Origin of the sequence: Paenibacillus sp. FSL E2-8871, assembly GCF_038000345.1 — a bacterium.
Taxonomy (GTDB): Bacteria; Bacillota; Bacilli; order Paenibacillales; family Paenibacillaceae; genus Paenibacillus_AQ.
Genome location: NZ_JBBOBV010000001.1, coordinates 5,405,423 through 5,430,017, shown reverse-complemented (window position 1 = coordinate 5,430,017; position 24,595 = coordinate 5,405,423). Strand labels below are relative to the sequence as shown.

Genomic DNA, 24,595 nt, shown 5'->3' with positions numbered 1-24,595 from the left:
CCAACCTTAATTTTAATCAATCATAAAGATACTTATTCGTTTTATCCCAGCTTTTCCTGAACTTTGGTACAATATAAAGACAGTCCGTTCTCTCCGGTATTAATATAAAATGAAAAAGCATAAGCAACTTTTGCTATATGCTGCTTCGATAAATGCCCTTGGTAAAGGGAGCTCTTCTCTGCTCCACTGCTAACAATATATTGAATTTCCATTTGCCGGATGTCCTCTTGCCTCTACGCTCATTCACGGGTAAAAATCATCCATTTCACAACGCCCCGCCCTCCACCGCAGTCCATAAAAATACCGCACAACCAGATGCTTCAATTCCATCTTCTCCGATATCCCTAAAATCCGCTTCTTCCCAGCCCTCCTGTCCACCAAAGCCAGTATATTCAATACCGTATCATTGCTCTCTAAGCTCTCCTCTATAAGAGTAGTTAGAAACTAATTAGTCACCACGATAAAATTCGACTTTCTTAATACGCTTGTGTGACCTCTTCAATGTCGTCCTTGCTGATAGGAATATGCGGAACGTTGGATACCATCTGATCGCGTTCGCTTTATTACCCATAATGAGCATTTTCTTTTATCTGCCGAGATATAACAGATCCCTGATTTATCAGGCAGATACCGGTAAGCTGGCACGCGGTACTCTACCTTTCCATGCAACGCAGGATTGAGAAAGTCCTCCAGTTGCTGCTTCAATTTGCTCCAGGACATGTAATTCCACTCCACAACAAAACAGAGGAAAGGCTGATTGGCTCCGGGTTTACCCCCTTTCCATTCATCCGATCCTCTGTCTTTTCAAATCAATGATATAACTCTTCATCGCCCTCAATTGGCCTTATCCCGAAATCACGACCGAACTTTGGATAGCCAATCGCCTTTGCAAGTATGCCTTCAGATGAGGATCCACACAGTAGATATAGCATCCTTTCGTTCCCCGGGTCATTAACGTCCTGTAGGTGTTTCGTATAATTTGATCGGCCATTCGGAGCGCCTCGTCCTTATCTTTCTTATACAAGGTCTTGAAGCCTGAAAGAGACTTATCCGTTTTCGCACGTTTAAATGGGTCGGTGACGATACGGTTATTCTCAAAACGCATATCTTCACCAATGATAACTCCGACATAGTCAAATTCAAGTCCCTGTGAGGTATGTATGCAGCCCACTTGTTCGATGGATTCAGGGTCGATCGCCCAGGTCGTCGTATTGTTAAGGTTCCAGCTCATGAAAAATTGATAGCGATCTAATTGAATGTCATGAACGCTAGGATTGTTCTTTCCATCCGTCTTCCAATCCCAGCAGTATCCGGCAAGCATTCTTGCCTTATTATTTATCTGATTTTTGCTGAAGATTTCATCCCGTAATTCATTCGGATCATCATAGAGTCGAATTTCATAATCGAAATCGAAACCATCTGCGTTTGCCGTTTCACGGATATCGAGTACATCGTCGAGCCATGCCAGATATCCATCGGATCCATTGCACCTGAATTGAGAAGCCAATGTCAACTCCGTGATATCAGCATCCATTTGTTCAGCATACCGTCTAATCTGCTCTTTGCTGCCCACATCGTGCATCGCGATCTTCTGATATTCATCGATAAAAAATATAGAAAACCGGGCAGCGCGGATAATCTCCATGGTTTGATTAATTCCTTTGTTTTTGAACAAACCCGACTTTTCATTTAAGCGATGCGCCTCGTCAACAATTAAGCAACCGAATTCATCAGGCAATGCTTCATAGTAAACGCCTGATCCCTTAAACAAGTTATCAATGACTGACCTCTTCACGTTTTGCTGCAGCTTTTTCATGTATACGGCACGAGGCGCGCTATTCTTGGTTACATATTGGCAGACTAGTTCTCGTGCCGTAAGCTCTACCAAAAGATTAATTCCGAGAACCGACTTACCTGTCCCTGGTCCGCCTTCGACAATCAAGACTTGTTTCTTTCCCGACTGGGCTTGCTGCGCCAATCTTAACGCTTCCTCATATACTACCTTCTGATCGTCAATCATGATGAATTCTTGATTCCCCTGCAGCATGCTGACGAGTGAATCCTGTAGTGATTTAGAGGGTTTAATCTTGCCATGTTCAATGAGGTAAAGCGACTTGCTTCTATCGGTTTTTTTAATGAAGGTCGAAATAAACCCTCTTAACTTTAGAGCATCTCCCTTTGAGAAGATGGGAGCTTCCTCAATGTATTGATTGTAGACAGGATGCAATATAGGGTCGTTATCGGTCTGTACATAGTTATGTAAATAAGCACAAGGATAGAGTTGAACCGCTTCGTTCTGCACGGTCTCGTTATATTCGCTAATCAGTTGAGCATAAGACCATGCCTGAAAAGAAGGATGCGGCGTTCTCGCCTTCGTTCGGTTAAAGTAGGTTTTAACAAGGCCATCCGCATCCTCGACCGTTTCAACTTCTGTCCATTGCTTAAGCTCAATAATGACGACGGAATATTGATCCTTTTCGTTCAAGCCTGTAATCATGAAGTCGACTCTTCTGGAAGACGCTGGAATTTTATACTCAATCGCGATTCCTGCGTCATCTGGAATAGTAGATGTGTTTAATACTTTATATAGGTAGTTCATTGAATTATTCCATGCATTGATTTCGCCCATGGAAACCCTGCCGGCTTTTTGCACGAACTGGTTATGAATCTTTACCGCAATGCTGTCTTCGGTCACATCATTCATAAATTGCTGCTTGGTCGATTCATAAATAATCATGGAGCTCTCCCCTATTCGTTCACTGCCGCGTACTTTTTTTCGAACTTCCCCTGAAACTGGATATCGGATATTTCTCCGCATTTTTGTTTATTTTCTGAAGGATGGCATCCTTTACGTCGATATTTAAATCATGAACGAGCGTTAGCGTGTAGATGAGAATGTCAGCAATTTCGTCCTGCATGTCGGAATAATTTTGCTCTATAGCTTGCTGGCTGTTCTTCCATTGGAAGAGTTCCAACAGTTCACTCGACTCCAACGAAATGGAAAGAGCCAGATCTTTGGGATCATGGAATTTCTTCCAGTCCCTTTCGTCGCGGAATTGGATAATTCTCTCGATTAGTTCGTCCATTTGTACCCCCGTCATGTTGTTCAAATTTAATCTCTAACACTTGCTCTGCACAAAACAATGATAGCCCAATCCCCAATGTAAATCTATGAATTTTCTAGAATTAAACAGAAAAGGACTCCTATTAATCAGAAGTGCTTATTAAATCATACAGCTAATTATGGATTTGAACCCTACAACGCCCCCCGCCGCAGTTCATAAAAATACCGCACATCGGATGTTTTAACTTCATCTTCTCAGACATGCCCAAAATCCGCTTTTTCCCGACTCGTCTGTCTACGAATGCCAGAAAATTCAATAAGATATCATTGCTCTCTATGCTTGCCTCTACAGAGGTAGATAAAAACTTATTAGCCACAACGATAAAATTTGATTTACTTAGCGAAGCCTGCGCTGCCAAAAGCTCTTTTGAATGTTCTGTACTTTTTTCTGCTTCTGGCCATTACTATTAGACGATCCTAAGGCACTGGCCCCTTGGCAGCTTGTCTGACCGCTTCAATTTCGTCCTTGTTGATAGGGATTTGAATATCTGAGATCATTCTTGATTTCCAGCTCTGTCTGATACCATCTGATAGTGTTCATTTTAACACTCATATTGAACACGTTCTTTTTATCTACCGAGATATAACAGGCCCCTAATTTATCAGGTAAATAACGGTAACCGGTATTCTACCCTTCCATTTAATGCTGGACTAAGAAAGCCCTCCAGTTGTTGGTTCAATTTGCTCCAGGTCATGTAATCCCCCTCTATAACAAAACAGAGGAAAGGCTGGTTGGCTCCGGGTTGGTTCCCCTCTCCATTCATCCGATCCTCAATCGTTTCACGTCTTTTTTTCTTGGCAGCTTAATCCCCACGTTCCCCCGCCCCGCCTCGTTCTGCTCCTTGATTTCAAATCCATCGAGTAGCGCACGCACTTCACTCGTTGACTTTGTGTTCATTAGGTTATTTCTTAATTCACTTGCCCCCCGGAATCCACGGACATAGATTTTTAAGAATCGCTGAAGAGGGCTGAACGAACGTGGTTCCAGTCCTGAATATTGATCATGGAGATCCAGATGCAGCCGCAGCAAATTAAGCAATTCCTCACTGCTGTGATCCTTCGGCTCCTACTCAAAAGCAAATGGATTATGAAAAATACCGCGCCCAATCATAGTACCATCCACACCGTATTACTCAGCCAGCTGCAAACCAGTCTTACGGTCAGGGGTATCCCCGTTAATGGTCAGTCAGTGTATCTGGTGTCAACCTATATGTAATAGTTACTTCAATTCCAAACATAGCAATTCTCCAATGATAAACCATAAAATATCCCACCCAACCAAAAAAAGCAGATTCAGCCCTATGCTGAATCCGCTCTCCCATTCTCATCACGATCTAATCAATAAGACCCGACTTCTGCAGCAACCGCTGAATCATAACCGCCACTTCCGCACGGGTGACATTAGCCTTTGCCTCCAGCTTATTGTCGCCTCGGCCGCTGATTAAGCCTGCCTTGGCGGCTAGCGCCAGACTGTCCTTAGCCCAAACACCTATGTTGCCTGCATCTGTAAAGGCAGCGAGTACGCTTGTCGCATCCACTGTGACAGTCTGGTCCGCAAGACCTGTTAACTTCATCGCTTTAGCGATAATGTTCATGGCCTGCTCACGTGTGATTGGAGCATTCGGCTGGAATGTCCCGTTCTCAAAACCGGTGATCAGACCGTACTTGGATGCCGTTTCAACTGCTCCTGCATACCAGCTATTCGCTGGTACATCCGCAAATGCTGTCTTCCCTTCCCCAAGTTTTAGTCCCAGACCGCGTACAATGATCGCCGCAAACTCTGCGCGGGTGATATCTGCATTCGGGTTAAACATCGTTTTGTTCACTCCATTAATCACTAGACGAGATCCCATATTGTTCACTGCGTCCTTCGCCCAATGATTCTCCACATCCGCAAAAGTCAGCGGATGCCAGACCACCGAATACGAACTGTTCGTCACACTCTTAATAACTGCGTAGTATTTGCCGTCCTTAAGAATGAATTTGGTCGGTACATGGCGCACTGTGCCATCTGGCTCCACAACGACTCCAGTCGTAATCCGATTCGGAGCAATACCACCTGGAAGTGCCACTATCCGCTCTACGTAAGCATTGAACTGACTTACTTCCACTGTCGATGTACCGTAAGTAGCGGTAACAGTGAAATCTAGTGACGGTGCAACGAGTGTGAAGCCACCTCTACTTGCCGCACCTGTCACTACTTGGTTCATGGATGGCGAGGTCTCACTGATCGTAATCTTCAGTGTGATATCTTCCAGCTTCAAACCGCTTCCAAGTTTTTTAGCTAACGCATCAATATTGATTTCGTCGGCTGGCAAAGTATAAGTACCTTTACTTGTCTGAAACACTAGGGTAGCCGATGCGTTCTCCATGTTCTTAATTATTTGACCGTTTAACTCAGCGACGATGATGTTGGAATCCAGCGTCACCGGAACGGTCACCACCGCCCCATTACCTTCCGCGTCCAGCTTCGCTTGGAGTTTAGCTGGGTCGACGACGATAATAGTTGTTGCCACGTTTCCTAAGGCCGTTGTTGTTGCTTTGCCCGCGTTCTCTTCCTTACCGTTAACTAGTACGATCACATCGGTAACAACTGTGTTCGCATTACCGGGGGTTGTTCCGCTATTCGAGTTACTTCCGGTTCCTGGGCTGACCGGATCAGTACCAGGTGTTACGGTATCAGCCACCACAGCTGCTGTTGCACTACCGTATTTTACCACCTTGCCGTCAGCATCTAGTTCTGCAATCCCAATTGTATCCCCATTGGCCGCAGGAACCAATCCTTCAATGCCTACAAGCGTGTATCCAATCAGGACATCTCCCACATTTGGTACGATGGTGCTACCAGCGCCAAAGTTCTTATAAAAGAGCTTATGTCCTTCAGCCAGTGCAGGCGTAACGGTGATTTGCGTATAGCCGTTATTTGCCGAGCCACTTGGATCGATGGCAATCACGTTCAAGCCACCCGCAGGGTTAAGCATATTAATTGTAAAGGTCAGCGTAGTTGCCGGTCCTGCCGGAACGGACCCGCTAGCTACCACCCGTACCTTAACGATGTGTTCACCACTCAAGTCTGGGAAGTTAGTTCCGTCGTACCGTACGTAAGGTCCGTCGTCCACTGAAAATTCCATGCTTGTGTCCAGACCAACAATCGTATTGTTCTGATCATCAGCCGTGACTTCAGGCGCGGACGGGATGACCGCATTCGAGTCATGAACGATAACCTGAGCGGCAATTGAAGCGAATGCTGTTGCCGTTGCCTTTTCCCGAACATAATACGTGTTCGGCGCAAGGTCAGTAATCATTGTGTCTGTAACTTCTGTCCAAAGACCAGTGCTGCCTATTTTGTATTCCATTTGGACTGTCAGATTCTGAATGGCGCCATTATTAGCCCCATTGTACGTTACATCCGTAACAGTCACACCTACCGGAGCCGCTGCACGAGATGGAATGCTTAATGTCTGTACCGCACTGTCTGTTGTTGTTGAACCGTCACCTTTCTTAAGGATGCTTAGTGACGTTCCCAACCAACTGCTATCTATTTCCAGCTTGCCATCTACTGACACCGTAATCGCTGTATCGTTTACCATGTATGAGCCACTCGGTGTCAGGCCTGCCAACTGTTCAGTAGCATAGTCGATGACGGCCACTGGTGTCGCTTCTGGTATTTTCGTGAATGCCGATACCGTCACTTGCACTGAATCCGAGGTAAATGAAGTCGCTGTTGCTTTCGTCCGCACATAATACGTGTCAGGAGTAAGCCCCGTCACGCTTGTACCAGGTACATCTGTCCATGCACCTGCTGTACCTTTTTTGTATTCCATCTCAGTAGTAACATTCGTTAATGTACCATCGTTTGTGTTCAATCCCGTTTCACCCGTTGCTGTTACACCAGTCGGCGCCACTGAACGTGACGGAATGCTTAGCGTCTGCGCCGCACTATCCGTTGTCGTCGAGCTGATGCCTTTCTTCACGATGCTTAGCGATGTTCCTATCCAACTACTATTAATGTCCAGCTTACCATCTGCTGTCGCCGTAACCGCTGAACCATTTACCGTGTACAAGCCACTTGGCGTCAAGCCTGTCAACTGCTCTGCCGCATAGTCAATGATGGCTGTCGGTGTTGCTTCCAGCGTTGGCACGAACGTAGCCACCGTCACAATCTTCGCTTCTGAGGCAAATGCTGTCAAAGTCGCTTTCGTCCGCACATAATATGTGTCCGGAATAAGTCCTGTCACGGTTGTGCCCGACACATCTATCCATGCCCCTGCTGTGCCCTTCTTGTATTCCAACGCGTTTGTTACGTTCGTCAATTTGCCATCGTTGGCATTTATCGCCGTTTCATCCGTCGCCGTTACACCAGTCGGCACCCCTGCACGGGACGGAATACTTAGCGTCTGCGCTGCACTATCCGTTGTCGTCGAGCCATTGCCTTTCTTCACAAGGCTCAGCGACGTTCCTAACCAACCGCTATCAATAGCTAACTTGCCATCAGCTGTCGCTGTTACCAAAGCTCCGTTTACTGTATACGAGCTGTTTGGCGTCAAGCCTGTCAGTTGTTCGGCCGAATAATCAATAACGGCTGTCGGTGCCACTTCCGGTGTTGCCACAAAAGCAACCACCGCCACTTGCACTGATGCTGACGCAAATGCCGCCCCAGTCGCTTTCGTCCGCACATGGTACGTGTCCGGAGTTAGTCCCGTTACGGTTACACCCGTCACATCCTTCCATGCACCTGCCGCACCCTTCTTGTATTCCATCTCGGTTGTCACGTTCGTCAATGTACCATTATTAGCATTTATCGCCGTTTCGTCTGTCGCCGTTACACCTATCGGCGCCCCTGGACGGATCGGAATGCTCAGCGTCTGTGCTGCGCTATCCGTAGTCGTCGAACTGTTGCCCTTCTTCACAAGGCTCAGTGACGTTCCCAACCAACTGCTATCAATAGCTAATTTGCCATCAGCTGTCGCTGTTACCAAGACGCCGTTTACCGTGTACGAGCCGCTTGCCGTCAAACCTGTTACCTGCTCAGCCACATAATCAATGGTGGCTACCGGTGTCGCTTCCGGCGTTGGCACGAACGTAGCCACCGTTACACTCTTCGCTTCTGACGCAAACGCCATCGCCGTCGCTTTCGTCCGGACATAATACGTGTCCGGAACAAGTTCCGTTACGGTTACACCTGCTACATTCGTCCATGCACCTGCTGTACCCTTCTTGTATTCCATCGCGTTTGTCACGTTCGTCAAAGTACCATTGTTAGCACTGATCGCCGTTTCATCCGTCGCTATCACACCAGTCGGCGCCTCTGCACGTGACGGAATGCTTAGCGTCTGCGCCGTGCTATCCAATGTCGTCGAGGCATTGCCTTTTTTCACGATGCTCAGCGACGTACCCAACCAACCACTGTTAATGGCCAGCTTACCATCTGTTGTCGCTGTTACTGCCGTACCGTTCACCGTATACGAGCCGTTTGGCACCAGACCGGTTAACTGCTCTGCCGTATAATCAATGATGGCTGCCGGTGTCACTTCCGGTGTTGCCACGAACGTAGCCACCGTCACGCTCTTCGCTTCTGACGCAAACGCCGTCACCGTCGCTTTTGTCCGGACATAGTAGATGTCCGGATCAAGTCTCGTTACGGTTGCACCTGAAATATTCGTCCAAGTACCCGCCACACCCTTCTTGTACTCCATCGCAGTTGTTACGTTAGTCAATGTACCATCGTTAGCACTTATCGCCGTTTCATTCGTCGCCGTTACACCAGTCGGTGCCCCTGGACGGAATGGAATAGTCAGCGTTTGTGCCGGGCTATCCGTTGTCGTCGAGCCATCACCTTTCTTAACGATGCTCACTGACGTTCCCAACCAGCTGATGTCTATAGCCAGCTTACCATCCGCTGTCGCCGTTACCGCCGTACCGTTGTTAACCGAGTACGCGCTGTTTGGCGTCAGTCCGGTCAGTTGCTCAGCTGCATAGTCAATGATAGCCGCTGGTGCCGGAGCTCCCGTCTCAAATATTTTAGCGGTTATTCTATAATGATCAGCATCCGTATTATCGGTTGTCACCAAGACAAGCTTGTCACCAAAGGTGGGATACAATTTGAAGCTTGGATAATATTCCACAGCGTACATCCAAGTGGCTTCATTGAAACCCTGCATAGCAACCGGAGCGGAATCCACCGGCTGATCCGATGTAAAGACTAAGTTACCGTCATTGTCATAATAATTCAGGTAAGCATACTGCGTTCCCGACCATTCTTTAAAGTTGTTGTACGCATCATTGATGGCATTGGTAGAAGTGGGGTCCGTACTTACGGTTACAAAGCCCGGATTTGCACCATCCCTATAAATAGCAGCCGAAGATTCACCTAGAGAGCCGCTTACTGTAAAATCACCCTTACTCGTACCGTTCTTATCATATAAAGAAACCGTTGATGAGTCGTTTCTATAGTTATATTGGCTGAACATGAAATTCCCGTTGTTCAACGTGGATAGAAACAGCTGTTTTTCATCCGTTCTTATTCCTTTATCAATCGTTTTTAACAGAGTCCCACTATTACTGAATATCTTCAGATGAATAGTATCTGTCTGGGGCCCTACTCCTGAATTGTAAGCAACCATATATACACCGTCTCCAGCGGATACATTAGACATGCTCGCATTATGGGAAACCAGAAGTGTTTCTCCCGAAACTGGGTTACCCTCAACAGTGAACACACGCGTAGCCGTGCTAATATTGTCGTTTCGTTGCCAGGAAAAAGCTATATTGCCGTCAGACAATTCCGTTATAGAGACAAAGCGCGTGAGTGCCGGGGTACTGGCGGCAGAGTATGTATTAATCTGTGTCTGACCGACCACCTTTTGTCCTGACTGGTTTAGCACCATGAAATAGGCATTGGGAGTACTCTCCCTAACGGTTCCCAATTGCAAATTGTTATCGCCGCTGTCGCTTTTATGGTAAGTAATCAAAATCCTTCCATCACTTAGCGCAAGCATATTCACATCAATCATTTTGTAATAGGTATCCATTAGACTACTCAGATCAACATCTGATCTAAGTGCTCCCGTGCGGTCAAAAATCTTTAAAAAATAAGAATAAACATAGGAATTGCCTTGATAAGCGAATGTGTTCAACACTACTGCGGTACTTCCGTCAGGAAGAACATCAACATCAGAAACATTCTTACCCGAGGCGTTTGTAACTGGAGTCTGAATGGGAAAGTCCACCGTTTTGGTGAATGAGGGGATGGCAGCGTATGCCCGGAGTGAAATCATCGGTAGCAGTCCAATGACTAATATAAAAGCTAATCCAATCTTGCCTAACTTTTTTAACATTGCTTTCCTCCTTGTCGAATGACTATTCATATAATTGTTAACGCTTCCGTAATTGCAGTTAATACAGAAAAGCAGATTTCTATCCTATTATATCGACATTTCTTAGAAAATAGTTTATTTTTCGACAAAAAATACGTTAAATCACGAATTTAATATGACTTTAGTCATATTAAATTCGTGATCAAAGAAAAAATCATAGAATTCGCACATAAAAAAAGCCCTCTCTGTCTATTAAACAGATTAGGCCGTCATGTTTTGAATTCCTCATCCTGATTGCCGATGGAGAAGACGATCTATGATCATAGTTCTAGTTAATACAAAAAAAACCGAGAAAGGGCACTTTATTTAAAAGTGTCTATTTCTCGGTTATAGTTTATTCGTCCGTTACGTTAACTAGCTAGATTGCCCTTCCATCGCTCTAATAGATTCATCAACCTTCACCATCATGGAACATTCGACTCTTTTGCGGAAGACGTCACAGCTGAAGTCATAGGTTCCGACCAGAGAACCCGTCGCGTGCAGCGCATTGGCAGGACAACCGCCGCTGCAGTAGAGTTTCGCCCAGCAGTCCTTGCATTCCGGCTTCGAGTAGCAGTTGCTCTCTTTAAATTGACATTGCAGCTCAGGTTGTGTGATCCCATCCCAGAGGTTTCCCATGCTATATTCTTCATCCCCGACGAACTGGTGGCAAGGAAAAAGCTCTCCCCAAGGGGTGACGGCAAGATATTCGGTTCCTGACCCACAGCCAGTGATTCTCTTCTGGATGCAAGGCCCTTCTGAGAGGTCAAGCATGTAGTGATAAAAGGTAAACCCCTTGCCTTGTTCACCGCGACCGATCATTTCCTTGGCGAGAATTTCGTACTGGTTATATATCTCCGGCAGGTCCTCCTCGGTAAGTGCATAGGGTTCCTTTGGATCACAGATGACCGGTTCCATAGAGATTTTGTCAAAACCAAGGTCTGCGATATGAAATATATCGTTGGTGAAATCGACATTGTTACGAGTGTAAGTTCCTCGAACATAGTACTCTTGGTCCCCGCGCTTACGAACGAATTCCTTGAACTTCGGAACAATAAGATCGTAGCTGCCTTTTCCGTTAACCGTTTGGCGAAGCCGGTCATGAACCTCTTTTCTTCCATCCAGGCTTAATACGACATTGTACATTTCCTGATTTAAAAACTCGGTGACCTCATCGTTCAGCAGCATTCCGTTCGTCGTGAAGGTGAAGCGGAACTTCTTTTTGTATTCTTGTTCTTTGCTTCTTGCATAAGCTACGATCTGTTTAACCACTTTCCAGGCCAAAAGCGGTTCCCCGCCGAAAAAGTCGATGTCCAGGTTTCGATGATGACCCGAATTTTCAAGCAGGTAATCGATAGCTTTTTGTCCAACCTCATAGCTCATGATTGCCCTATCTCCGTTGTATTTCCCTTGGCTAGCGAAGCAATAATCGCATGACAAATTACAGGTATGCGCAACATTGAGGCAGAGTGCCTTAACATAAGTTTTCCGTTTTTTTAAATCGAGCGAGAGGTTCTCATACTCATCTTTCGTAAAAAGCTGACCATCATTTATAAGCGCCTCGATATCCACGATGGTTTCTCGAATGTCGCTCTCAGAAATACTTGAATCATGCTTATATTTATCCAACATCAATGTCACGATTTGTTCGACAGAAGTTTCCTCATAAAGCGCTATAATTTCATATGCCAGGTCATCAACAACATGTACCGAACCACTGTAAGTGTCGAGCACGATGTTATATCCGTTTAGTTTATATTGATGAATCATACTTGCTAATCAAGCTCCTTTTACACACAAGTAGAAACGGCTTCGCCATCCTTTAGGGATAGTATCCATTTCTTAAAAATAGCCGCCCATCAGCAGAGCAATGGGCGGTAAAATTCCGAATCCTATCTGTTCATTGCATTTTCACACTTCTGGTTTGCAACGCCGCAGGAAGTTTTACAAGCGGATTGGCAAGATGTCTGGCATGCGCCACATCCGCCATGTTTTGCGGTATCCATCAGTTTGCGTGTGCTCAGTGTTACGATTCTTTTCACGATAAATAACTCCTTTTGTAATTTCTTGTGATCACTTTCACTTAATTTCCATGAAACATCGTAGCAACATCACACAAGTACGTCTATGATTCCCGTCACCTAGCTGAGCAGAGCAGAGAGAGCTCGAACATAAGCATCAACGCTAATTTTGCTGCAGTCTTCATACTTGTGATCGTAAGATGCGGTAGCGGGAACCAGAGTCAGCGCAATACTAAAAAAGTGAAACAAAAAAGAGACGGCAATGATGTCATCTCTTTAACAACGATTTTTCCTCATACTTGTCCGCAAAGTCCAATAAATATAAGGATCTCATAACACTGTATCCTTCCTTACCAGTAGAGCGACACTCTCCGATTCCATATGCACCATATGCGAACATCCCTCTCATTATCATGGCTATTGTTATGGTGGGAAGAAGTCACGTAGAATTAGGGATTTTTGTAGAGAGTGTTTCTTGAATATTCAATGAAGTTATTTATTGTTATAATATACTACGCCTTAGTTCATAAAAATATTGCACACTTGGATGCTTTAACTTCATCTTCTCGCTCATGTTTAAAATTCGCTTTTTTCCAACTCGTCTGTCCACTAAGGCTAGAATATTCAATAAGATATCGTCACTTTCTAAGCTCTCCTCTATGGAAATAGATAAATACTTAGTTGCTATAACAATAAAATTCGATTTACTTAATGACGTCTGTGCTGACAAAAGCTCCTTTGCAACTTCTGATATTTTTCTGCTTCTTGCAATGACTATTAAACGATCCTCCGGGATGATCCCCTTACTATCTTTTCTAACCGCTTCAATGTCTTCATGGTTGATAGGAATTTGGAGATCTGAATCATTCTTAATCTCCTGCTCCGTCTGATACCATCTAATTGAGCTAGTTCTATCATTCATATTAAGTACGTTCTTTTTATCTACCGAAATATAACAATTCCCTGATTTATCAGGTAAATAACGGTAACTGCTTGCGCGATATTCAACCCTGCCGTATAACGCAGGACAGAGAAAACTCTCCAGTTGTTGCTTCAATTTGCTCCAGGACATGTATCCTCCTATGTTTTATGTTATAAATACCTGTTGAGGCAGTCGTTCTATTATACAATACATAATACAATCCCACTAAAACCTGAATAATATCTTGATACTGTACATAGAAACAAGCCGATTAGGTATAGACCCCGTGGTCTGGTACCTAATCGGCTTGTTATGTTACGCCTCAAACGTTTTTACTTCGGTTATAAGTCTTCCTCGGACAGATAATTCGATAACCGGTACAGGAAGTTTCAGCGCGGGTCGTGCTTGGATGGATTATTTCTCCATTACTTATCGTGACCTTTACCCGGGTTTTCTTTTGAGTATTCAAAGATCACTTTTACAGGCTCGCTCATATAGCCAGTCGATAGATACGCCTCATTGGTTCCCTTTAAATTACCCGTAAGTTTGAATGTGAATTGGAAGCTTCCCGCGACGGTACTCTTCGTCTCATCTTCGATTTGAACCTTGCCTTTCGGATCAAGCACCTTCAACTTCACATTTGTAAGGACGCCATTCATTAGCAATCCATCAATCGTTACTTTTTTCGCTTCCTCGTCAACCTTTACTTGTATGCCCTCAATGCCCTTCACGTCTACAGCGCCCGAGAGGTTATAGACACCAAACTCGTAGATGGAATATCCGTAATCGGTTGCTCTTTTTATGCCTTGTAACTTCATGTATCTTGCCTTGACCGGGTTGAACTGAATCGTTTCTTTGCCATCATGCGCGGTAATAATTCCGTCATTTGGCATGACATTGATCCAGTTCTGCTTATCGTTCGACACAAGAAGTTTGTATTTATCGGCACGAGCATATTCCCAATCGATTCGAACCGTATCCATTTCCTTCACTTCATCGAGATCGACCAGGAACCAAGTATTGTCCACGTATTCGCTCGCCCATCTTGAAGCAGGGAATCCATCGACGGCTTTAGCCGGTGCATAATTCACATTATTGCCTTCGGTCGACGAAGCTTCTACCGTTTTATTCTGCGCCAAATTGCCTATTAGGTAATAGACGCTTTCCTTCAGCGTATTGTACGCCTCATCTTTTATCGTACCCACCTTCTTGAATTCATCCAGCTTTGCGTTAAAGCCTTGGAGATACTTGGTGACTTGCGCTGCATCGTTCCCTTCATAGCGCTTCATCATTTCCAAATAGTTGTTCAAAGAACGCACCGTTGCAGAATTCGTAAATTGCTTCGCTTTTTCGAAGCGCTCGACTAACGCTTTCATACCAGATGCATTCGTCGTTGCTTCGATAACATATGACTTTGTCACCATATGCCCCGCCGTAACGGTAATGTTAAGCTCATGCTTGCCAAGCTTGCCTGCGAGCGGAATAACGGTACCTGCTGTATAAGGCTTGCCGTCATACGTCGCCGTCACTTTCGTCAGGCCATCATCAGTTCTAAGCTTCCATGTAAAGGCTACGGATTCTGAATCGGGCAGCTTCATCCCGCTCTGGAACGGCTTGCCGTTCATCTGCACGTCTACCTCGGAAGGCGGAGCCTCGTTGATCTGATACGTTCCTTTAACAAATTGATACAGCCAGTCGTAAAGAACGCGTGTCGCTGGATCTTTACTTACCGCGGTGTTATAGACTGCATTGTTGCCTTGGTAATACGATTTGAAGCCATCCTTCATAAGCCCTGTCTTCGCACCGCTGTTCAAGTAATCGATATACCGCTCGCGGAACACGCCGTCCGTCAGCATCCGATCATCGAACTCGAGTTCATTGGACATGCCATACTGCTTCGCCAGATTCGCAGAATCCTCCAAGCGCTCGATATCCGTCGGCTCGAAGAAGTAGTTCGGTTGGATCGTCACCGCATCGAAGCCGACATCCTTCCACATGAACGCTTTATAAGCGAAGAAGTGCGGAATCCAGAAGAACTTCAGGTCCTTGCCGCTAATTTGCATGTCATGCAGGGTGCTGCTCACCGAACGGATCAGATCCGGTCCGGATTGGCTTGTGCTGATTTGCTCTTCGAACCAGTACATACCTACAAGCTCGAGGTTAGCGTAACCTTTTGCTTCCCATCTCGATTTGACTTGCTGCAGCCACCATTGAACTGCTTTTTCACGGTTCGCAAGGGCTTTCTCTTTGCCAACGGAATCATTGAAGTTCAGCGATTCTCCACCTTGTTCAATAGCTCCGAAATTAGTGATCGATTCACCTGGATCCGGAATCATGAGGACAACCTTTTCCTTCACGCCAGACTCGTTCAGCGCATCGGATACTTCCTTAGCCGCTGCGTTTAACGCATCCATATCACCGCCTACCGCAAAGGTCTTATCCAGATACCATTGCCAATCTTCCAGATAAGCCCGCCCGCCGAAATCACGACCTGGATTTGGAGAGTTAATGCCAAGATACAGGACGCCGTCGAAGAGTCGATCCTTAATCTTGCCGTCCTTATCGACATAACTAATGTTCGGAATGATCCGTTCTTTTGTCCAGATGCCTAAGTCATTCGCATATTGCCCGTTATACAAAAGTCCAAGATGCTCTATACCCGCTGTCGCTTCGCCTGCCGCCAAGAATTTCGGCGTATGCGTTGGAACAGTTACGGCTCCGGCAACTTTGCCCTCTTCACCGAGGATTTCAATCTCATCCACGAAGGTCATTGCACGCGTATGCATTGTGAATGTTACTTTCACGTACCGAGCATACGCGATTTTCGCATCTGGGCCGATCGCTTTAATACCGTCCTTGTTGCCATCCCACACATAGGTCTCCGTGTATTTACCATCATTCCACAGCTTCTGCGTGGCATTGTCTTTGAGCAGTCCCCAGTTCACCTTGTCATCGGAGACGTACATCGATACCGTGAGTGGCACGAGTACATTGTTCGTTGGCCAATCTTCGAGGAAATTGGCTTTAATACCCGTGAGTGATTTCTTCGCCCCCAAATCAAACACAACTTCGCGTGTCTTACCCAAATGATGTCCAACCCATGCTACGTCGGATCTATTGCTTGCCCCATATATACCATCCGTAAGTTTGTTGCCTTCATCCGGATTTGAAGCTTCCGGCTCTTGCGACCACTCATAAGATAAGCCCGCTGCAAGATTGTGATATACCGCCCCATACACTGACGCAATAACACCCTCCGTACCCGCTCCCGGTAGGTCTGATGGATTCGTCACCTCGACCGGATCGGCTTCGCCCGGCGGGTTCACTGGTGTCTGTTCCTCTGTCTGTGTAGGCGGCAGCGCCTCTTCCGCTTGCGCGATCGGCATCATCGTTACGATCATGATCGCAACCATGACGAGAGCTACCCATTGTCTACTCCTCTTCATATCGTACGAACTCCCTTCTGATTCTTGAGTCAAGAAACATCAATCTCCTAAATGGTATGCGCTTCCATTTGAGCTTACCTCGATGCTCTTTCCTCCCTTCCGAGATTCCGACACGCCATAGAAGCTTATAACATATGTCAATGTCCTTATAGTAACATTATGAAAAGTGGCCTTTCTTTCAAATAGATAATTAATGACATTGGGTATACACTTGTTGACATGAAGGCCTTCACGTCACGTTTTTATAGGTATAAAGATAGCGCTTACCTCCTTAGGTCCTACCTATTTTCTATCAATGTCCTCTAAGCAATCCTCCAAATAAAAAACGCAACCCTCTCGAGGTTGCGTCGTGTTTATATATGGTGGCGCCTAATTGCTGCGGCGTTCTACTAACTTGATGCCCTATCCATAACCGAACGGATGCTTTTTGTACTCTAAGGGGCTTGAACCGACTCTATTTTTGAACACACGACTAAAATAGTACTGGCTCTTATACCCTACCTTCACGGCCAGATCCCCGATTTTGATATTCGGCATTACGTCATCCAGAATCTCCTTCGCCTTCGATATCCGAAGCTCGGTGACATAGTCAAGGAATGAAGCACCGATTTCTTGCTTCATACGCTTGCTAAGATAGGTTTGGTTGATATGAAATAGCGCTGCTACTCGAGTAATAGACAGCTCCGGATCCTGATAATGACTGTCAATATACTCGGTCACTTTTTGGATAAGCACTGTTCCATCCCCTGTATACCCGGGAAGCTCCAGCTCCTTATCCACCCTGCTTTCATGTGAATGCAAAGGATATTTTGCTTGAAGATGCTCATCGATCCGATGAAGCAGCTTGTTCAGATCACTCTTCGGCACAGGTTTTAATACATAATCGAATGCTTGCAGTTGCACGGCTTGACGCGCATATTCAAAGTTATCGTAGCCGCTGATGATGACAACCAGAACCGACGGACAGCGTTCGCGCAATATATTTATCAGATCGAGCCCATTCATATTCGGCATGTTGATGTCCACAAGACATACATGTGGTGGGGCTTCCTCCACCATATTCAATGCTTCGTTTGCACTTTTCGCTTCTCCTGCAACTTCAAAAAGATACGAACTCTCCTCAATGTATTGTCGCAAGCCTTTGCGAATGATCGTTTCATCATCGACGATGACAATCTTCCACATCTTCATTCCGCTCCCCTTCCAAAGGTATTCGAATGACCATAACGGTAATGCCATCTTCGCTCTTCACTGCAAGGCCATATGGCACCCCGTAAGCTAGTCGAATGCGATGGTTTACACTGTATAGCCCAAAGCCCGTGGCAGAACGATCATCTTTATCATCAAGAAGGGCTTGATTCATCTGTTCAAGCTTCTCTTCAGGAATCATAACCCCATTATTTTCAACCTTAATGACCAAATAATCGACCTGTTTATATGCTGTAATCGAAATTTTGCACTTTTGATCCCCAAGTGGCTTAATCCCGTGATAAATTGCATTTTCCACCAAAGGCTGCAGCATGAAGCGAACCACTTGGCACTGAGCAAGCTTTTCATCATATCGAAGCTCGTAGTCCAGAATCTCCTCATATCGCACGCCTTGAATATGAAGATAACTCTCGACATGGTACAACTCCTGATCAAGCAGAATGTAGGGACTGCCTGTGCCAAGCCCTACTCGGAAATACGCGCTAAGCGCTTCCACCATCTCCACCACATTATCTGCTCCATGTTCCGTTGCCATCCACTGGATCGTATCCAATGTGTTGTATAAAAAGTGCGGCTTGATCTGCTCATGAATCAGTCTGAGTTCCATCTCCTTTCTGTCCTGCTCCACAGCGTATAATTGAACAAGCATGTCATTGAAGCTTCGCCCAAGATCGCCGATCTCATCCGAGCGCGTAACATCTGCTCGTATGGTTTGGTTGCCGTTCTGCACATTTTCCATTACCTGGCGAAGCGACTGAATTGGACGAATAATGGAAGAAGCAAGCAGCATCAGAAAGACGATAAACGCACTACCGATAAGAACGCCTACCAGCAATGCAGTCCGCTGGGTTTTGATCACCGCTAGCGATAGACTTGAATTCGGTACTTCGAGTACTAGCTTCCAGCCTTCCACATTTTGAATTGGAGCCTCAAATACACTCATGTTCTTCTTATCTGCTGCATCCTCCGCTCCATCTCCTTCACCCAGCTCTCTGCAATCGATGATAAGCTGGCCTGACTGGTCATATAGCATTACATCTTGAGCAATCTCCTTCATCTTCTTGACGGAGACGGCTGCGGCAATATAAGCTACCTCATCATTCACCGATGGATTCACGCGGTAGAGAATGACGACGATTTCAACTGCATTCGCTTTGGATACGATCGGATTACTCACCACATAATTGGAATCTGAATTTAGCAGTTGTTTTCGATAGTAGGGTCGGTTTAGTATCGAAAAAGGCTTGTCCTTTGCTGACCAGGAATTTCCGTGAATATCCACCACTCGTATGGATTCGTACTCTACTTGCTTCTTCGCCTCGAACTTATCGATCTCTTGCAGCAATTCATCTCGTGTCCAATGATGGTCCGAAGCTAGAGAAGCAAGCATGTCTATCTCACCGATGCGCTGATTAAACCAATAATCGATCTGGTCGCTGCGTGCATTAACCACTTGCTGCGTTAAGTTCTTATTCAAAGGGACAACCGTATGGTTCATCTCCAAATATATTGTTACAAGCAATGCAATGAACAGCAGCAAGAAGCAGCTTCCTGCGATTAACGTAATTTTTAAGTGAATTGATCTCATTGTAATCATAGCCCTTCACAATATCCGTTTCTTACATGCCCGAAAAAGACAAAAAAACGCTAATCTGTGCAAATACATAATGCAGTACTAACTCTATAATAGGTCTTGTGCATATTTTCACATGAAACACCATTCATGTCTAGGCTAGAGATAAGGGATTTGCCTAGCAAATCTGCCTCTCCCTAGTGTATGTAACCAATTCACAACAGAATGAAGGAGATATTATGCGAACTCACACGAAAAAGCTGTTATCTATTCTACTAGTCCTCAGTCTTATGTTCACGCTTGCTGCCTGCGGCGGTAAAGATGCAGCACCCGCTGCAGATGCAAACGGAGTTCAAGTCTTTGAAGGGGTTGGGCAAGGTAAACATGGTGATATTAAAGTACAAGTTTCCTTATTAGATAACAAGATCACTGACATTAAAGTAACAGAGCATAAGGAAAATGAAGTACTTGCAGAACCTGTTTATACGCAGCTCAAGCAAGATGTCATGGCAACTAACAGCGCAAAAGTTGATGCCGTTAGCGGATCTACGGTTACAAGCAAAGGATATCTCGAAGCCATTCAAGATGCAATTACGAAATCTGGACTTACCCTTGTCGCTGGCGCTGCAGTCAGTAAAAGCAAAGACAAAGAAGAAGTCGAGCAAACCTATGATGTTGTCGTCATCGGTGCCGGGGGTGCTGGCTTTAGTGCGGCTATCGAAGCGAAGAGCGCTGGAGCAAATGTAGTTCTGCTCGAGAAAATGCCAGCTGTTGGCGGCAACACATTGATCTCCGGTGGTGAGATGAATGCTCCTGACAACTGGGTTGAACGTGCTCTAGGCATCACAGATGACACGACTGAATTGTTCTATAATGATACGATGAAAGGCGGAGACAACCTCGGGGATCCAAAGATGGTTCGTATTCTTGCCGACAATGCTCTATCATCTGCCGAATGGCTGCGCGATGAGATCAAGGTAGAGTTCTTACCTGATCATCTGTTCCAATTTGGAGGCCATTCCAGAAAACGTGCGTTGATTCCTGTAGGTCATACAGGTGTTGAATTGATTACTAAGTTAAAAGCCAAAACAGACGCTGATCAAATCACGATCAAAACGAATATGAAAGCCGAAACCTTGCTGAAGGACGAAAGCGGCAAAGTAACCGGTGTAACTGCGACTTCGGGTACTGGCGACAAGATCACATTCCATGCGAACAAAGGCGTCATCATCGCTACCGGTGGTTTTGGATCCAATGTAGAGATGCGTAAAAAGTATAACCCTAAAATGGATGAAAAATATATGTCTACCGATACACCAGGATCTACAGGTGACGGTATCGTTATGGCAGAAACGATTGGCGCCAAACTGACAAATATGGAGAGTATTCAAACGTATCCAATCTGTAATCCTGAGACAGGTGTTATTTCCCTGGTTGCAGACTCCCGCTTCGATGGTGCGATCCTGATTAACCAAGAAGGCAAGCGCTTCGTTGAGGAATTAGAACGTCGTGACGTTATTTCTAAAGCAATTCTTGCCCAAACGGGTGGATATACGTATCAATTATGGAATCAAGGCATTGAGGATATTGGTAAAACGATCGAAGTTCATCAAGACGAATACGATCAGCTCGTTAAACAAGGCTTGCTCTTTAAAGCCGATACGATTGAAGAGGCGGCTGATTTCTTCAAAATTGACGTGAACACTTTGAAAGAAACGATTAATAAAGTAAATGATTATGCGAAAACAGGTAAAGACCTTGATTTCAAACATCGCGGTGGATTGAAATCTCTTGAAAAAGGCCCTTACTACATCGAAAAAGCTGTACCATCCGTTCACCATACAATGGGCGGCTTGGTGATCGACGAGAAGACTCGCGTATTGAATGAAAAAGGCGAAGTCATCCCTGGGCTGTTCGCTGCAGGTGAAGTAACAGGGGTCATTCATGGTGCAAACCGTCTTGGCGGTAATGCTATCGCTGATATCTTCACCTTCGGCCGGATTGCAGGTAAGCAAGTTGTAGCAGAGTAATCTTATGTTTGTGTAAGTGCTCTATTAATAAGTTAGCCTTAAAAAAATGCAAGATAGTTTGTTGAGTGCAGGTTGACTGATAACTTTCAAGTTTCCCTCTATGACATAGTAAACCGCCCTGTCAGCAACATTGCGAACAGGGCGGTTTTTTATGGTGGAGCCTAGGGGCTACGCTCGTCTAACTCGCGGCTCTTTTATCGTTCTCCGTTAGTGGAATTAATATTGTCCATTTCTTTCCTGGTACTATCACTAGAACTATAGCAATTATTTAGTGTCTACTTGACAAGGGTTCCTCACCAACAAAGCTACCGATTCTACATGCACCGTATGCGGGAACATATCCACCGGAGTTACCTCCACTGTCTTATACCCTCCATCTTCGAGCACCCGCAAGTCCCTTGCCAGTGTCGATGGATTACACGATACATACACCACACGTTCCGGCTTCATCGCCAGAATCGTCTCCAACAACCGCGGATCGCAGCCCTTTCGCGGAGGATCGACCACGATAATATCCGCCGTAATCCCCTGCTCTTTCCAGTTAGGGATCACATCCTCAGATGCACCTACCTCAAACACTACATTATCCATACCGTTCAAAGTGGCATTCGCCCGAGCATCCTCAATCGCTTCACGTACGATTTCTACACCGTAGACCTGCTTAGCATGCTGCGCAAGGAACAATGAAATCGTCCCGATACCGCAATAAGCATCTATAACAGTCTCGTTTCCCGTAAGTCCTGCATATTCCACCGTCTTACCGTAAAGAACTTCAGTTTGAGCCGGGTTAACCTGATAAAAAGAACGGGCAGAAATCGCGAATTTCACATCGCCGATATAATCGTAAATAACGTCGTTCCCCCAAAGGGTACGTGTTGTATCACCGAAGATTACGTTCGTCTGCTTAGTATTCACGTTCTGGCAGATGCTTGTAACAGCTGGGATTTCACGGCGGATCTCAGTGATCCATTCGTCCAGATGTGGGATGCGTTCGCCATTAGTGACGAGTACGAGCATCATCTCACCAGTACGGAAGGCTTTCTTTACTACGACATGACGCAGTAAGCCTTTGCCGGATTCCTCGTCGTAAGCAGTAATGCCGCGCTTCCGTCCGATTTCTTTCACCTTGCGCACAACGTCATCGTTATCTTCATGCTGAATCAAGCATGTTTCCATATCGATGATCCGGTGGCTTCCTCTCGCGTAAAAGCCGCCCACAAGGCCGCCTTCTGTTACGCCAATCGGCACCTGAGCCTTGTTGCGATATCGCCAAGGCTCGTCCATGCCCAGTGTTGGGCGGACGAGAATGCCCGCTGCCTGATCCGTTCCAGCGTCTCCGCCACCACCACTCACCCGGAGCTTCCCAATCCGCTCCAGGTTGTCCACCACCAGCTGCCGTTTCCACGCCAGCTGAGCCGCATAGTCCATATGCTGCAGCTGACAGCCGCCGCATTGGTCATAGATCTCGCAAGGCGCCGCGATGCGGGCGCTGCTCGCCTCTACTAAATTCAGCAGCTTGGCGTAGCCATACTGCTTTTTGGTCTTGAGCACCTTTGCCCGGACCTTCTCTCCGGGAAGAGCTCCCTGCACAAAAAGGGTAAAGCCTTCTACGCGGCCTACCCCTTCACCTTCATGGGTCATGCCGATAATATCGAGCATAACCTCATCATTTTTATTCACAGGCAGTCCGGCGACAGGCGCCTTGCCGACTGGGCGGCTGGTGCTGCGTCCACTGCGGTGTTTACTCATTATTTATAGTTCACTTCTTTCATTATCATCGCTGTATAAACCCATTTATCATAACTATATATCCCACAATAATCTTCAATGGCTCTTAGCTTAGTTATTTTCAGCAAAAATCCGCAAATGCTGTGGCAAAATCCGGAATCGCCCTGGCAATTCTCCACCCAGTTCGCCATCCAAGTTCAATTGGACATGTCCTGGAGAGATTACATCCATCGCATCCGTACGGAAATAAATAACCTTCTTATCATTCAAATGCTCACCGCGAAGAGCCAATCTGACCAAACGGACAAACTCTGCCAGGTTGCATTTTTTAACCGCTATAACATCTAACAGACCGTCATCGATACGAGCGCCAGGAGCAAGCTTTTCGAAGCCGCCAACAGAATTCGTATTTGCAATCAGGAACAGCATGAACTCATCATGAATAACTTCCTGCCCATTGGCACGAATGATTAGTTCCTGAGGAGACAGACTGACCATTTTTTCAATACCTTTTAAATAGTACGCAAGCTGCCCTATCATGGTCTTCAGCTTACTAGGAACTTCATATGTCAGTTCGGTTAGACTACCGCCGCCTGCTATATTAATAAAATAACGGTCATTTGCCTTACCGATATCAATCGGACGTGTCTCTTGGCGAATGATCAGATCACAGGAATCTTCCCAGTTCTTCGGGATCCCCATTGCGCGTGCAAAATCATTGGTAGTACCAAGCGGCAAAACGCCGAGCGGGGGAAGATTAGGCTTCTCCGCCATACCATTAATAACCTCATTTAAAGTGCCATCGCCACCGGCTGCTATGATCAAATCATAACCGCGTTCTACTGCATCTGCAGCAGCTAGCATAGCATCGCCTTCTCCGGTTGTTGCATGGCAGGTAGCTTCAATGCCACCAATATCCAGCCGGTCCAAAATATCGGCGAGCCGCTTCTTCATTTCTTCCCGTCCAGAAGTGGGATTATAAATCAATCTCGCAGTTTTCATTACCGGAACGCCACCTGTTTTTATAATAGAATAACCTAATTGATTATACCTAATTCGGACCACTACAATCAATGTTAAAGGCCCTTTCATGCAAATATTCCATTATACAGCAATTAATGACACTAAGTTAGAGAAAAACAACTATTTATATGTGTATGCAACAAATCCCGTATTATCCACGGATA

The 24,595-nt window shown here is 45.7% G+C and carries 13 protein-coding genes and 3 pseudogenes; 1 reads left to right on the top strand and 15 read right to left on the bottom strand.

Annotated features, from left to right (window positions below; translation table 11 throughout):
• Window positions 1-41 precede the first annotated feature (41 nt).
• The 13 genes and pseudogenes from NYE25_RS24510 to NYE25_RS24450 all read right to left on the bottom strand — a co-directional run bounded on the left by NYE25_RS24510 (window position 42) and on the right by NYE25_RS24450 (window position 19,665).
• Window positions 42-212: a hypothetical protein gene (locus tag NYE25_RS24510; RefSeq protein ID WP_341147037.1), complete on the bottom strand. Its 171-nt coding sequence runs from the start codon at window positions 210-212 to the stop codon at window positions 42-44.
• Between the two features lie 31 nt (window positions 213-243).
• A pseudogene (locus tag NYE25_RS24505) lies at window positions 244-720 on the bottom strand (SF0329 family protein).
• A 124-nt stretch (window positions 721-844) separates the two neighbouring features.
• Complete coding sequence (locus NYE25_RS24500; protein ID WP_341147036.1) at window positions 845-2,737, bottom strand: DUF2075 domain-containing protein; 1,893 nt, start codon at window positions 2,735-2,737, stop codon at window positions 845-847.
• A 19-nt stretch (window positions 2,738-2,756) separates the two neighbouring features.
• Window positions 2,757-3,086, bottom strand: a complete 330-nt coding sequence (locus tag NYE25_RS24495; protein WP_341147035.1) for a MazG-like family protein — start codon at window positions 3,084-3,086, stop codon at window positions 2,757-2,759.
• A gap of 170 nt (window positions 3,087-3,256) precedes the next feature.
• A pseudogene (locus NYE25_RS24490) lies at window positions 3,257-3,819 on the bottom strand (SF0329 family protein).
• A gap of 65 nt (window positions 3,820-3,884) precedes the next feature.
• Window positions 3,885-4,310, bottom strand: a pseudogene (locus NYE25_RS24485) (tRNA-dihydrouridine synthase); the annotation flags it as partial.
• 148 nt (window positions 4,311-4,458) lie between these two features.
• Entirely contained in the window at window positions 4,459-10,461 is a 6,003-nt protein-coding gene (locus NYE25_RS24480; protein WP_341147034.1) for an S-layer homology domain-containing protein, read from the bottom strand.
• Between the two features lie 393 nt (window positions 10,462-10,854).
• Window positions 10,855-12,249: a thioether cross-link-forming SCIFF peptide maturase gene (gene scfB / locus NYE25_RS24475; RefSeq protein ID WP_341147033.1), complete on the bottom strand. Its 1,395-nt coding sequence runs from the start codon at window positions 12,247-12,249 to the stop codon at window positions 10,855-10,857.
• A 122-nt stretch (window positions 12,250-12,371) separates the two neighbouring features.
• The gene (gene scfA / locus NYE25_RS24470) at window positions 12,372-12,521 is read right to left on the bottom strand and encodes a six-cysteine ranthipeptide SCIFF (RefSeq protein WP_076098734.1); all 150 of its coding nucleotides are present in this window, start codon (window positions 12,519-12,521) and stop codon (window positions 12,372-12,374) included.
• A gap of 481 nt (window positions 12,522-13,002) precedes the next feature.
• Window positions 13,003-13,572, bottom strand: a complete 570-nt coding sequence (locus NYE25_RS24465) for an SF0329 family protein (protein ID WP_283910185.1) — start codon at window positions 13,570-13,572, stop codon at window positions 13,003-13,005.
• Window positions 13,573-13,847: 275 nt separating this feature from the next.
• Complete coding sequence (locus NYE25_RS24460) at window positions 13,848-16,868, bottom strand: DUF4855 domain-containing protein (RefSeq protein ID WP_339800300.1); 3,021 nt, start codon at window positions 16,866-16,868, stop codon at window positions 13,848-13,850.
• Between the two features lie 402 nt (window positions 16,869-17,270).
• Window positions 17,271-18,059, bottom strand: a complete 789-nt coding sequence (locus NYE25_RS24455; RefSeq protein ID WP_339800297.1) for a response regulator transcription factor — start codon at window positions 18,057-18,059, stop codon at window positions 17,271-17,273.
• Window positions 18,028-19,665 carry a sensor histidine kinase gene (locus NYE25_RS24450; protein WP_339800294.1) on the bottom strand — a complete coding sequence of 546 codons (1,638 nt, stop codon included), beginning with the start codon at window positions 19,663-19,665 and terminating at the stop codon, window positions 18,028-18,030. Before NYE25_RS24450 ends, NYE25_RS24455 begins: the two co-directional genes overlap by 32 nt.
• 224 nt (window positions 19,666-19,889) lie before the next feature.
• Here NYE25_RS24450 and NYE25_RS24445 point away from each other — a divergent pair, with 224 nt between their 5' ends.
• Window positions 19,890-21,680 carry a flavocytochrome c gene (locus NYE25_RS24445; protein ID WP_339800290.1) on the top strand — a complete coding sequence of 597 codons (1,791 nt, stop codon included), beginning with the start codon at window positions 19,890-19,892 and terminating at the stop codon, window positions 21,678-21,680.
• A 264-nt stretch (window positions 21,681-21,944) separates the two neighbouring features.
• Here the strand turns inward: NYE25_RS24445 and rlmD are convergent, their stop codons facing one another.
• A complete protein-coding gene (rlmD, locus tag NYE25_RS24440) occupies window positions 21,945-23,429 on the bottom strand; it encodes a 23S rRNA (uracil(1939)-C(5))-methyltransferase RlmD (protein WP_339800286.1) in 1,485 nt (494 codons plus the stop codon).
• 90 nt (window positions 23,430-23,519) lie between these two features.
• A complete protein-coding gene (locus tag NYE25_RS24435; RefSeq protein WP_042184783.1) occupies window positions 23,520-24,410 on the bottom strand; it encodes a diacylglycerol kinase in 891 nt (296 codons plus the stop codon).
• Window positions 24,411-24,595: the final 185 nt, after the last annotated feature.